Raw genomic sequence first — 11,557 nt, 5'->3', positions numbered from 1 at the left:
CAGCGGCGCCGGCGATGATGCTGACGGACTCGCCCTTGCTCTTCACGAACGAGTTGATCGCCGGGTTCGGTCCGATGTACGTGGCATCGATCGCGCCGGCGTTCAGCGCCTCGATCGCGGCCGGGCCGGCGTTGAACACCTGCGTGCTGAGCTTGGTCTCGCCCAGGCTCCTGGCAATGAAACCCTGCTTCACTCCCACCAGCGCCGGGGCATGGGTGACGTTGCCGAAATAGCCCAGCTTCAATTCAGCAGCAGGCGTGCCGGCGACGGCTGCGGCCGCCGGCTGCGCCTCGGTATTGCCGCTATTGCTGGAAAGCGACGACGCCACTGCCGCGCCGCCGGCAATGAGGACAACCAGGCCCGCGGCGATGCCGATTCCGAGGGTGCGCTTACGCTTTGCTGCGGAGTCTTGCGGCTTGTTGGTTTGTCCCGCAACGATGCGGGTGGATCCTTCGGGGTTCTGATGCGATGACATGGGGATTCCTTCACGATTGCGGCGCGCCAGCACAGGGCCTTGCCGCCGGACAAGAGTCGGGGGTGCGGAGAGTGGAGGGGACGGAGGCTCGCGGCGGCATTTCTGCCGCCCTCCGTCGTGGTCAATTGCTGGGCCTGTTGCTCTTGTGGAGCGTGTCCGGTGCCCCGGTTCCAGCGCTTGGATTGAGGTTACGGTTCGGCCTGCGCCCGTATCAATGGCCCGTGTCGCGCGCGTTCACCGGCGTTAATGCAGTGACTCAAAGCGTCATCCGGGAGCCCGAACCGGCGGCCCCGGCGGAAGGGAAGGTCACGGGGCGTCACGGGGAGTAACTGGAATGAAATTAGGAACTTGAATGTTCAACCAAGCATGGACTTTGGCATTTTCACTTTCGGTGAGCTTTCCCGAAACATCGACACCGGCAGTGCACTCTCACCCCGGCAGCGGCTGCACGAGATCATTGAGCTGGCCAAGCTTGCGGACCAGGCAGGGCTCAGCTTCCTGGGCCTGGGTGAGCACCACCGCCGGGATTTCGCCCTCTCCGCCCCCGAGATCGTGCTGGCGGCCATCGCCCGCGAAACCACCAATCTCCGGCTCAGCACCGCGGTCACCGTCCTGTCCACCCAGGACCCGGTGCGGCTCTTTGAGCAGTTCGCCACCCTGGACCTGATTTCCGACGGGCGGGCCGAGATCATCGCCGGACGCGGCGCCTTCATCGAGTCCTATCCGCTGTTTGGCCACAGCACGGAGGACTATGACGGGCTCTTCGACGAAAAGCTGCGCATGCTGCTCGAGTTGCGGGACAACGCCGTCCTGGATTGGCGGGGCACCCTCACCCAGAGCATTCCCGGGATGGACATTGCGCCGCGCCCGGTCCAGGAAAAGCTCCCCGTCTGGGTTGGTGTGGGCGGGACGCCGGCGAGTTTTGTCCGGGCGGGCAGACTCGGCCTTCCCCTGTTCATTGCGCTCCTGTCCGGGCCGCAGCGGTTCCGCCGCCTTGCGGAGCTGTACCGCCAGAGCGCCGCCGACGCCGGCCATGATGCGGCCGCCCTGCCGGTGGGCGTGGGTGGACACTTCTACGCGGCCCCCACCTCGCAGCAGGCACGGGACACCTTCTACCCGCATTACCGTGCCTACTTCGAACAGAACATGCCCCGCCCCGTGGACCATTTCCCGCGCGCCACTTTTGATGACTGGAGCGAACCGGGCGGCGGTTTGCTGGTCGGAAGTCCGCAGCAGGTCACTGAGAAGCTCCTGGAAGTACACGAAACCCTCGGCAACAGCCGCTACATGGCGCAGATCGGCCTGGGCGGCCTGCCGTTCGCCGAGACCGCACGTTCCATCGAACTCCTCGCCACCGAAATCATGCCGGCCGTGAACCGCGAAATCGGCGCCTCGGACTAGCCTGCCGGGGCCGCGCCTATGCTGGTGGGATGGAATCTGTTGGGTCGGGCGAGGGGTTGGCATCCGCTGTTGACCACCGCGCCCTCGCCGTTGCCATCCTCGATATCTCTGCCGACGTCCGGCGGAAGTCGCACGAAGACACCGGCGTGCGCCCGCTGCCGAACGGACTCCTCGAGATCCTTCGCGTGATCGAAAACCATCCAGGGATCACCGTCGCTGAAGTGGCAAACAGGCTGGGGCGGCAGTTCAGCAACGTGAGCGTGCAGGTGCGCGAACTCGTCACCGGGAATCTGGTAACCCGCACGCGCGACGCCGCCGACAAGCGGTACGTCACACTCCACCCCACTGCCGAGTCCCAGCGGATTAAGGCCCTGCTTGAAGGCGCCTGGGCGGATTCGCTCGCGGCGGCCAGCTCCAGGCTTCTTCCGGCCGAGCGTGCGCAGATCGAGGCGAGCCTCCCGGCACTCCAGCGACTGGCTGCCATCCTCGACGCACCCGCGTAGCCACCATCACGCGCCGCCGGAAACACCGGACTTTCCGAGGTAGTTATACTTTTATAAGTATTACTAATTGGAGGTATGAAGGCATGGCATTGGATACGGCAACCGCGCAGGTGCGGCAGGAGAAGAAGCCGCAGAAGGCGGCGTGGTGGGCACTGATCTTCCTCGCCCTGGCGCAACTCATGGTGGTCCTGGACGGCACGATCGTGAACCTGGCCCTCCCGCGGCTGCAGACCGAAATGGGAATCAGCGACTCGACCCGTTCCTGGGTGGTGACGGCCTACGCCCTCGCCTTTGGCGCATTTCTTCTGCTCGGCGGTCGTGTTGCGGACTTTTGGGGCCGCAAGCGGACATTCATGGTTGCCGCGGCAGGTTTCGCCGCCGCATCGTTCATCGGCGGCGTCGCGCAGGAGTCGTGGGAACTGATCGGCGCGCGCGCTTTGCAGGGTGTTTTCGCGGCGCTGCTGGCACCCGCGGCGCTGGCGCTGCTTACCGTTGCGTTCCCCGGCGGCAAGGAACGCGGAACAGCGTTCGCGATCTTCGGCTCCATCAGCGGCGTCGGCGCCGCCGTCGGCGTCCTCCTGGGCGGCTATCTGACGGATTACGCGTCCTGGCGGTGGTGCTTCTTCGTCAATATCCCCATCGCCATCGTTGCCTTCATCGGCGTCTGGATCCAGGTCCGCGAGAGCAGAGCCGAAGGCTCAACCAAATACGACTGGCCCGGCGTCGTGCTTGCTGCGCTCGGGCTGGGGTCGCTGGTGTACGGCTTCACCAACGCCGAACACGGCTGGGGTGCCCCGGAAGCGTGGGGGTTCATCCTTGCCGGCGCGGTGCTGCTGGTGCTGTTCGCGGCTGTGGAGAAGAAGGTGAAACACCCGCTGCTGCCGCTCCGGGTCGCTACGGAGCGCAACCGCGCGGCGGCGTTCCTCGCCTCATTCCTCTCAGGCGCCGTCCTGATCGGCGGCATCCTGTTCATCAACTTCTACATCCAGATTGTGCTCGGCTTCGCCCCGTTCCCGGCAGGAATTGCGTCCCTGCCGATGACCGTGGTGCTGATCGTCACCGCTGCGGTCGTGGCGAAGAACCTGCCGAAGCTGGGGGCGAAGATCCCTACCGCCGGAGGGCCGTTCTTTATGGCGGCGGCCATGCTGTGGCTGACGCAGGTGAGCGCGGACGGCAGTTACGCAGTGAACATGCTGCCCGCACTGATCCTGATGGGCCTGGGACTGGGAATGGTGTTCGTTCCCATGCAGAACCTTGCCCTCTTCGGCGTGGACAAGGACGACGCCGGTGTTGCCAGTGCCGTAGTGAACGCCTCCCAGCAGATCGGCGGATCGCTGGGGATCGCCCTCTTCAGCACCATCGCGGCGGCGGCCACGGCCGCCGCAGGAACAGCCCCGATGGCGGCGTTGGCCGCCGGCTATGCGGAGGTGTTCTGGTGGGCGGCGGCCGTGTCGATCCTGATCATGCCGGTTGCACTCCTGCTGATCACCATCGACCGGAAGACGTTCAGCGGCGCCGGCGCGGACGGCGCTCCCGTCCACCTTGGCTAGGGAGCGGCGCCCTGCCGGACGTGCAACCGGCCTGGCCGGCGTGAACAGGGCTTACGTGGCAGGGCTTAGCTGCAGAGCTGCCCGAAGGTGGCGCCGGCCTTCTGGTAGCCAGCCTGCAGCTCGGCGACCTTGTCGGCGTCCGGGTTCTCCTTCGCGGACTCGTCCGCATAGTCCAGGATTGCCTGCACCGCAGGCTTCAGCTCGTCCGAGGCACCAGCCACGATCGGGCGAAGCCGGTTGCCCAGGATGACCATCCCGGTCTTGCCGGCGTTGGCACTGGAATCCGTCACAACGATCTTCAGCCGGTCGCAGGTTTCTGCTGTGGTCAGTTTTTCGGGTGCCGAACAGGCTGAAGCGGAGATGATGAGCCCGGCGGCGAGCAGGGCCGTGGTGAGTTTCTTCATGGTTCCCTTGTTAGATGACTGTCGGTTGATTGTAAGCAGATCGGGCTGTGCATCCCGCTACGATGCCGCGATGCGTCGGGCATGCCCGGCCGCGGCCGGCGACAGCTCTCCGGCGGTGTCCCTGGGTTGCCCGCATGGTCCCATTCTCCCAGACGCGGCAATGCCGAAGGCCGGGCGGCCAGGCCGCCCGGCCTTCGCCGGTACCCGTCGGGCGGCCATGCCGCCGTCGGGAGGGTCAGTGCGTCAGGTCCTTGCCCTTGGTCTCCGGGATGGTGAAGACGAATGCGATGCCGATCAGCAGCAGGAGCACGGCATAAACGTTGAACAGGTTGGCCTGTCCGATGGTGCCAAGCCAGGTCTGCAGGTACGGGGCCGTGCCGCCGAAGGCAGCGACACAGATGGAGTAGGGGACGCCGACTCCCACCGTGCGGATCTTGGTGGGAAAGAGCTCGGCGTAAACAGCCGGGACAATGGCGGCGCTGGCGGCGATGAAGAAGAGCATCACGGACATGGTGACGGCGAGCTGCCAGGGGGAGTCCTTCAGCAGCCAGGTCATGGGGAAGTGCAGCAGGGCGGCACCGGCAGAGCCCATGATCAGGACCGGTTTGCGGCCGATGCGGTCCGACAGCTTGCCCCAGAACGGCAGGGCGGCGATGAACACGATGTTGGCAATCACGCCTGCCCAGAGGGCTTCGCCGCGGTCCATCTTCAGGGTGGTGGCAGCGTAGCTCGGTGCCACCACGCCCCAGATGTAGTAGCTCACGGTGAGGCCGACGGTGAGGCCGATGACCTGCAGGGCCTGCTTGCGGTGCCGCCAGATCTGCGGCCACATGGGCTCATGCTTCTCTTTGGGAGACTCGGCTTCGAAGGCTTCGGTTTCCTTCATCCGGGCACGCATCACCAGAGCGTAGACCCCCAGGGCGCCGCCGATCAGGAACGGGATGCGCCAGCCCCAGGCATTCATGTCGGCCGTGCTCAGGACGTTGGACAGGATGGCGCCGAGCAACGTGCCGGCCAGGATCCCGGCAGTGCCGGACGTGTAGATGAGGGTTGCCCAGAAGCCGCGCTTTTCCTTGGGGGCCATTTCGGAAAGGTAGGTCTGCGACGACGGCAGCTCCCCGCCGTGCGCCAGGCCCTGGATCAGGCGGGCCACCAGCAGCATCACGGACGCGAACGCGCCGACAGCCTCGAACGTCGGGGCGACGCCGATCAGCAGGCTGCCGAGGGCCGCGAGGCCGACGGCGAATGTCATGGACGTCTTGCGGCCGATCCGGTCACCGATCCAGCCGAAGACAAAGCCGCCGAACGGACGGGCAACGAAGCCGACGGCGAAGATCGCCAGGGTGGCCAGGAAGGCCGACGTCGGATCCGCCTTGCTGAACAGTGCGCTGGCGATGAACGGTGAGAACGTGGCGTAGATGGCCCAGTCGTACCATTCAACGGCGTTGCCGATGCCGGTTCCGATGAGGGTCCGGACGTGGGATTTGTGAACCTGGACCTCGGCTGGCATGCCTACGGTGGAAGTCATGTGGGGCTCCAAAAGAGAAGGGAAGGTCAGTTGCCTGCAGCCGCGAGGGCTGCGATGCGGGAAACGGCGAGTTCTGCGTAGAGCGCCGCGCCGTCGGAGAGAACGCCGTCGTCGAATGTGGCGTAGGGGGAGTGGTTGAACGGGGTGGAAGTGTGGTCCGCGCCGGGGGCAACGGCGCTGAGCCCGATGAATGTGCCGGGCACCTCGGCCATCACCCGGGAGAAGTCCTCGGAGCCGCTGAGCGGGGTGGCCCAGCGGGTCAGGCGCGAATCGCCAAAGAGCTTCTGGATGGTCTTTTCGGCGGTGTGTGTCTCGTCTTCATCCGTGACGCTGAGGGGGTACTCGGAGCGGTAGTCGACGTCCACCTCGAGGCCGTGGGCCGCGGCGATGCCTTTGAGGAGGACCGGAATGGCCGTCATCATCCGTTCCCGGGATGCATCGGAGAACGTGCGGATGGTGGCTTCGAAGCGCGCGGATTCAGGGATGACGTTGCGCTTGGTGCCGGCCTGCAGGAGGCCGACCGTGAGGACTACGGGATCGAACATGTTGAACTGGCGTGTGATCATCACCTGCAGGGCTGTCACCATTTCGGCAACCGCCGTAACGGGGTCCTTTGCGGAGTGCGGCGCGGAGCCGTGGCCGCCGGCGCCCAGCACGGTGACGAACAGTCCGTCGGATGCGCTCAGGATGACGCCCGGCTTGGTGCAAAACTGGGCGTACGGTTCCAGGGCGGAGAACACGTGCATGGCGTAGGCGGCATCCACACGGCGGCCCGCCGCGTCCAGCACACCTTCGCTGATCATGTGGGAGGCGCCGTCGAAGCCTTCCTCGCCCGGCTGGAACATCAGGACAACGTCCCCGGCCAGCTGGTCGCGGCGGTCGGCCAGGAGGCGGGCGGCGCCGGCAAGCATGGAGGTGTGGAGGTCGTGGCCGCAGGCGTGCATGGCGCCGTCGATGCGTGAGGTGAAGTCGACGCCGGTGCGTTCCTGGACGGGCAGGCCGTCCATGTCCGCACGGAGCAGGACCGCCGGCTTCTCGGCTGAAGCGTGCGGCGCGCCGCCGCGCAAAACAGCAGTGACCGACGTCGTGCTCTCACCGAGGGTGATCTCGTACGGCAGGCCTTCCAGCGCCTTGAGGACCTTTTCCTGGGTACGGGGCAGATCCAGGCCGATCTCCGGCTCCCGATGCAGCTCGTGGCGGAACCGGGCGATTTCGCCCTGTAGCTCCCTGGCATCGGCGGTGATCGACATATGTTCTCCTGCTTCCCGAACGATTGGTTAGTGACCTGCTACCCATTGTGGAGTGAGCTGGTTCACAAGGCGGAAAATAGCTGGAAAAAATCAAAACTATGATGGTTTGTGCAGGAATCATGCGATCGGAAGAGGAGGTGTCCGGATGGAAGTCAGTGAGGACGATCTCCGCCTCATCAACGCGCTGCAGATAGCGCCGCGGATCAGCTGGTCCGATGCCGCCGGTGTCCTGGGCGTGCATGCCACCACGCTCGCGGCACGTTGGGACCGGCTGAGGGACGCCGGCGCCGCCTGGACCACCGCCCACCTGATCGGCGATCCCAAACAAATGTGCCTGGCGCTGGTGGACGTGGACTGTGAGATGCGGCAGCGCGCCGGCGTCACCGCCGCGCTCGCCGCCATGCCCGAAGTGGTCACGGTGGAGGAAGCGGCCAGCAACCGCGACCTGATGCTGACGGTCATCACGCCCACGCTTGCCCATTTCAGTGACACCGTGGTGCCGCAGTTCAAGGACATCCCCGGCCTCCTCAAATACCGGACCGCGCTCTGCACGCGGCTGCACGTGGGCGGCTATGCCTGGCGGCTCAATGTCCTGGACAAGGCGCAGCAGAACGCCCTCAGGGTGCTCGCCGGGCCCGAGGCGTCGGGCTCGGCCCCGCCCGCGGTCGTGGGTGCTCCGCTGCCGCAGAGCCATCTGGACCTGATTCCGTTCCTCGCACAGGACGGGAGGGCGAGCGCGGCGGAGATCGCCCGCGGCCTCGGGCGCAGTCCGGCCACCGTCCAGCGGCAGTTGAACCGCGTGCTGGCCAGCCAGCTGCTGTCGTTCCGCTGCGAAATCGCGCAAAAATACTCCGGCTACCCGGTCACGTGCCAGTGGTTCGCCAACGTGCCGCCGGGCCAGCACGACACCGCGGGGGCCGAGCTGCGGGGGTTCCGCAACGTCCGGCTTGCCGCCTCCACCACCGGCCGGACCAACTTCGTGATCGTCATGTGGCTGCACTCCCTGGCGGACGTGATGAACGCCGAACTCGCACTCCAGCAACGCATCCCGGGGATCGAGCTGGCCGAAAGCGTTGTGGTGCTGAGTGCCGCCAAGCGGGTGGGCTGGATGCTCAACCCCGATTCGACGGCCACGGGAGCGGTAGTTCCGTCAGCGGGCCTGGGGCTGGACGCTTAGCTGCCCGGGGAGTGGCTGCCGGTCAGCCTTCGTCGCAGAGCAGGTGGTACCAGTTGTCCGCCAGGACCTCCAGCGCGTGTTCGCGGTTGGGTTCGAACTTGCGTCGTGTCCAGAGGGTGGCCACATAGTCGAGTGACGTGAAGGCGAGGGTTCCGCGGATGTGGTGCGTCTCGTCCGAGAAACGCCCGGCCAGCTGCATTCCGCGGACCAGGTCGGAAATGACTTCCTCATGCCATCCCTCGACCATGGCGCGCACCTCACGGTCGACGGCGGCGGCCTCGTCGAGCACGTCGAGGTACGGGCGGAAAACCGGCCAGAGCGCCGCCCGCGACTCCAGCCAGGCCAGGATGCCCGGCAGCTCGCCCGCACGCACCACGTCAACAAGGTCGGGTGCGGTGGAGCCGCTCTCCGGGCCGTCCGCACGGTCCAGCACCGCGTTGACGCGCGCCATGAAGTCCTTCATCAGGTCAACACGTGAAGGGTAGTAGGCGTAGAAGGTGACCCGGGTGGTGCCGGCCGCGGCGGCGATTTCGTCGATGGTGGTCGCGGCGTAACCCTTCTCGGTGAAGAGCTCAAGCGCCCGTTCCACGATCATGTCGCGGGTGAGCTTCTTGTGGGCTTCTCGCAACGACGACATGGATCAATCCTAACCGTGGCGGCCGGCGTCAAACCCGTGCGGGCGCGGGCGGACGCAGTGCGGGCGAACGCAGCGCGTCCGGCCCGGCGTCGGCCAGCCGGCGCAGTTTGGGGACCGGGATCCGGTAGTTGACCGCGGCGGCGGTCCCGGAACCGTCCGGATTGTCCCAGCGCAGGAGCAGCGACTCGCTCTCCGCTCCCGGTTCGCAGTAGTCGGGTTCACCCGCCACCGGTGTGAAGCCGACCGCTTTGAGCGACAACCCGAAGCCCTCTGTCCAGAAATAGGGCTGGAAGTTGAACTCGGGTGCGGCGTCGCCCTGCAGCAGGCCGACGGCCGCGACCTTGGCCTGGTCGATGGCGCTCGTCCACAGCGGAACCCGCTGCACGCCGCGGAGGGTGGGGAAAAAGGCCACGTCGCCGGCGGCCACTATGTCCGGCCGCATCCGGCCGCGGGAGTCGACGCGCAGCGATCCGTCGGTGAGGAGTCCCGAGCCGGCCAGCCAGTCAACGTTCGGCTCATCGCCGATTGCAGTAACGACGAGATCCGCCTCGAGCTCGGTGCCGTCGGCCAGGACAACTTTTGCGCCGTCGCCGTGATCGGCAAGACGGGCCTTCCCGCCGCCAACCACGCGCAGTCCGCGCCCGACGGCGGCGGAGGTGAAGATGCCGGCCAGATGGTCGCCCAGCTGGTGCGACAGCGGCGTGCCGTCGGAGACGAGGGTGACCTCGCAGCCCACGTGCAGGCAACCGGACGCAACCTCCATGCCGAGCGGTCCGCCGCCGATCACGATGACCGACGGGCGTGATGCAACGCTTTCCTTGAGGAGGATGGCGTCCTCGATGGTCCGCAGGGTGAGCTCGCGGACGGGGCCATCCTGTTGCGCTCCGCCTGCTCCTCTCTGGTGGGCACCCGGACCAAGGCGCTTCGCCCGGGAACCGGAGGCGATGACAAGGCCGTCATACGGCAGCTCGCCGCCTCCGTCCAGGCGAACCAGCCGGGCGTCCGGGTCCAGGCCCGCGGCGCCCACGCCGAGCAGTTCCGTTGCTTCGTGCGTGGGCTCGGGGAGCTCATGCGCGTGGAGGGCATCGTCACCGTGCAGAAGCGCCTTGGACAGGGCGGGGCGGCTGTAAGGGTGGTGGCGCTCGGCGCCGACGGTGAGCTCACCGTCGAAGCCCGCCGAGCGCAACGAGTCGCACGCCGTCAGTCCGGCAATGCCGTTGCCGACCACCACTATCCTTCGCATCGTCATGCCGCGGCCAATCGCAGCGCGGCCACCGGGCAGACCCGGACCGCCGCCTTCGCGGCGTCCAGGTCGGCCCCTTCGGCGTCCGCGACGTCGATGACCAGTTCGCCGTCGTCATCGAGGTGCATCAGCTTGGGCGCGGCTTCCTCGCACAGGCCGTGTCCCTCGCAGCGCGGCCGGTCCAGTTCGATCCTCATGCTGCCACTACCTTTTCGACCTGGAGCAATTCGAAACTCCGCGTGATGTTGCTGGGCTCCCGGACCTCATCGGAGATCGTCAACGTTTTCACCCTGCGGGCCAGTGCTTCGATGATTGCGTGCGCTTCAAGTTTCGCCAGGCCCTGGCCGGCGCAGCCGTGGGGCCCGTAGCCGAAGGAGAGGTGTTCCACCGGATTGCGCCGCACATCAAAGGTGTCGGGATTCTCGTAGTGCCGCGGGTCGCGGTTGCCGGCACCGAACAGGATGCCCACCTGGGCGCCCGCCGGAATCGTGACGCCGTCGATTTCGACGTCGCGGGTTGCCTTGCGGCCCCAGATGTGGACCGGTGCCCAGTAACGCAGAACCTCGGCGAACGCCGCGGGGACCAGTTCAGGGTTCTCCCGGACCAGCTCGAACTGCTCGGGGTGGCGGCCGAACAGCGCGATGATGTTGCCGATAGACGCGATCGTCGTGTCGACGCCCGCTCCCAGGTACTGGTGGATGATGTGCCCCGCAGAGCCTTGGGGGATGTCGCCGCGTGTCTCGGCGTCGAAAATTCCGCGGCCGATTGAGCCGGGCGTGAGGTCTTCGGCGGTGACCGACGAGCACCAGCCGTATAGCTCGCCCGCGATCGGGAAGCTCTCCTGCGTGCGCTGGTTCAGCGGGCCGATGACCTGCATCGCCGCCTGGCCCCAGCGCAGCATGTTGTCCTTGACGTGTCCGCTGAAGCCGATGAGGTCGGCAACGATTTCGATCGGGAACGCCCGGGCCAGGGCATCGACGGCCTCGAAGCTGCCGCTGGCGGCGAGCTCTGCCACGAGCTTGTCGGCCTTTTCGTCGATGACGACTTTCAATCCGCGGAGTGCTCGGGGAGTGAGGTTCTGTGACAGCGTGGCGCGGAGCTGCGTGTGCGTGGGCGGATCAGAGGCAAGCGAGGTGCCCTGCAGCGCCTCGTTCACCATGGGGTTAAAACCGATGCTGGTGGACGAGAAGGTTTCCGGATCACCGAGGGCATCGCGGATGGCGTCGTAGCGCGTCAGGACGTACAGGTCGTTCTTGGGAAGGTGGACAACTGCGGCCTGTTCGCGGAGCGCGGCATAGGTGGGGTAGGGGTCGACAAGGATGTCGTCATTCCAGATGTCGATGTCTGATTCGAGGGGTGCAGTCATGGTGTTCTCCTTGCGGGTGGTAG

12 protein-coding genes are annotated in these 11,557 nt (G+C 66.5%); 4 read left to right on the top strand and 8 right to left on the bottom strand.

Annotated features, from left to right (window positions below):
* A partial coding sequence (locus tag AC07YR_RS21965) for an ABC transporter substrate-binding protein (protein WP_494735254.1) occupies nt 1–475 on the bottom strand: 475 nt, incomplete at its 3' end.
* A 366-nt stretch (nt 476–841) separates the two neighbouring features.
* On the opposite strand from AC07YR_RS21965, the gene AC07YR_RS21960 reads away from it, so the two are divergent.
* The 3 genes from AC07YR_RS21960 to AC07YR_RS21950 all read left to right on the top strand — a co-directional run bounded on the left by AC07YR_RS21960 (nt 842) and on the right by AC07YR_RS21950 (nt 3,929).
* Nucleotides 842–1,876, top strand: coding sequence for an LLM class flavin-dependent oxidoreductase (locus AC07YR_RS21960; protein WP_494735253.1), 1,035 nt, complete (start codon nt 842–844; stop codon nt 1,874–1,876).
* Nucleotides 1,877–1,905: 29 nt separating this feature from the next.
* The gene (locus tag AC07YR_RS21955) at nt 1,906–2,379 is read left to right on the top strand and encodes a MarR family winged helix-turn-helix transcriptional regulator (RefSeq protein WP_494735252.1); all 474 of its coding nucleotides are present in this window, start codon (nt 1,906–1,908) and stop codon (nt 2,377–2,379) included.
* Between the two features lie 83 nt (nt 2,380–2,462).
* Entirely contained in the window at nt 2,463–3,929 is a 1,467-nt protein-coding gene (locus AC07YR_RS21950) for an MFS transporter (RefSeq protein WP_494735251.1), read from the top strand.
* A 65-nt stretch (nt 3,930–3,994) separates the two neighbouring features.
* Here the strand turns inward: AC07YR_RS21950 and AC07YR_RS21945 are convergent, their stop codons facing one another.
* From AC07YR_RS21945 to AC07YR_RS21935, 3 genes are all read right to left on the bottom strand, one after another.
* Nucleotides 3,995–4,333, bottom strand: coding sequence for a hypothetical protein (locus AC07YR_RS21945; protein WP_055802853.1), 339 nt, complete (start codon nt 4,331–4,333; stop codon nt 3,995–3,997).
* Nucleotides 4,334–4,568: 235 nt separating this feature from the next.
* The gene (locus tag AC07YR_RS21940) at nt 4,569–5,861 is read right to left on the bottom strand and encodes an MFS transporter (protein ID WP_055802856.1); all 1,293 of its coding nucleotides are present in this window, start codon (nt 5,859–5,861) and stop codon (nt 4,569–4,571) included.
* 26 nt (nt 5,862–5,887) lie between these two features.
* The gene (locus AC07YR_RS21935) at nt 5,888–7,111 is read right to left on the bottom strand and encodes a M20 metallopeptidase family protein (RefSeq protein WP_494735250.1); all 1,224 of its coding nucleotides are present in this window, start codon (nt 7,109–7,111) and stop codon (nt 5,888–5,890) included.
* Nucleotides 7,112–7,256: 145 nt separating this feature from the next.
* On the opposite strand from AC07YR_RS21935, the gene AC07YR_RS21930 reads away from it, so the two are divergent.
* Entirely contained in the window at nt 7,257–8,288 is a 1,032-nt protein-coding gene (locus AC07YR_RS21930) for an Lrp/AsnC family transcriptional regulator (protein ID WP_494735249.1), read from the top strand.
* Nucleotides 8,289–8,310: 22 nt separating this feature from the next.
* Here AC07YR_RS21930 and AC07YR_RS21925 read toward each other — a convergent pair whose 3' ends face one another.
* The 4 genes from AC07YR_RS21925 to AC07YR_RS21910 are packed head-to-tail and all read right to left on the bottom strand — an operon-like array spanning nt 8,311 to nt 11,534.
* Nucleotides 8,311–8,925, bottom strand: a complete 615-nt coding sequence (locus AC07YR_RS21925; protein ID WP_436058915.1) for a TetR/AcrR family transcriptional regulator — start codon at nt 8,923–8,925, stop codon at nt 8,311–8,313.
* A 28-nt stretch (nt 8,926–8,953) separates the two neighbouring features.
* Nucleotides 8,954–10,174 carry an NAD(P)/FAD-dependent oxidoreductase gene (locus tag AC07YR_RS21920; protein ID WP_494735248.1) on the bottom strand — a complete coding sequence of 407 codons (1,221 nt, stop codon included), beginning with the start codon at nt 10,172–10,174 and terminating at the stop codon, nt 8,954–8,956.
* Nucleotides 10,171–10,365 (bottom strand): ferredoxin, encoded by a 195-nt coding sequence (locus AC07YR_RS21915; RefSeq protein ID WP_436058913.1) that lies wholly within the window; start codon nt 10,363–10,365, stop codon nt 10,171–10,173. Before AC07YR_RS21915 ends, AC07YR_RS21920 begins: the two co-directional genes overlap by 4 nt.
* A complete protein-coding gene (locus AC07YR_RS21910) occupies nt 10,362–11,534 on the bottom strand; it encodes a cytochrome P450 (protein WP_494735247.1) in 1,173 nt (390 codons plus the stop codon). Before AC07YR_RS21910 ends, AC07YR_RS21915 begins: the two co-directional genes overlap by 4 nt.
* Nucleotides 11,535–11,557: the final 23 nt, after the last annotated feature.

It is taken from the genome of Arthrobacter sp. GW460-12-1-14-TSB2 (assembly GCF_059423525.1).
Note: the sequence above shows the minus strand (reverse complement) of the source record. Positions and strands in the feature narration are given on the sequence as shown.

Bases quoted from the DNA above. Each gene is read 5' to 3' on its own strand.
- AC07YR_RS21920 (WP_494735248.1), bottom strand. From the start codon at position 10,174: ATGACGATGCGAAGGATAGTGGTGGTCGGCAACGGCATTGCCGGACTG.
- AC07YR_RS21935 (WP_494735250.1), bottom strand. From the start codon at position 7,111: ATGTCGATCACCGCCGATGCCAGGGAGCTACAGGGCGAAATCGCCCGG.
- AC07YR_RS21940 (WP_055802856.1), bottom strand. From the start codon at position 5,861: ATGACTTCCACCGTAGGCATGCCAGCCGAGGTCCAGGTTCACAAATCC.
- AC07YR_RS21945 (WP_055802853.1), bottom strand. From the start codon at position 4,333: ATGAAGAAACTCACCACGGCCCTGCTCGCCGCCGGGCTCATCATCTCC.
- AC07YR_RS21910 (WP_494735247.1), bottom strand. From the start codon at position 11,534: ATGACTGCACCCCTCGAATCAGACATCGACATCTGGAATGACGACATC.
- AC07YR_RS21955 (WP_494735252.1), top strand. From the start codon at position 1,906: ATGGAATCTGTTGGGTCGGGCGAGGGGTTGGCATCCGCTGTTGACCAC.
- AC07YR_RS21930 (WP_494735249.1), top strand. From the start codon at position 7,257: ATGGAAGTCAGTGAGGACGATCTCCGCCTCATCAACGCGCTGCAGATA.
- AC07YR_RS21915 (WP_436058913.1), bottom strand. From the start codon at position 10,365: ATGAGGATCGAACTGGACCGGCCGCGCTGCGAGGGACACGGCCTGTGC.
- AC07YR_RS21960 (WP_494735253.1), top strand. From the start codon at position 842: ATGGACTTTGGCATTTTCACTTTCGGTGAGCTTTCCCGAAACATCGAC.
- AC07YR_RS21925 (WP_436058915.1), bottom strand. From the start codon at position 8,925: ATGTCGTCGTTGCGAGAAGCCCACAAGAAGCTCACCCGCGACATGATC.
- AC07YR_RS21950 (WP_494735251.1), top strand. From the start codon at position 2,463: ATGGCATTGGATACGGCAACCGCGCAGGTGCGGCAGGAGAAGAAGCCG.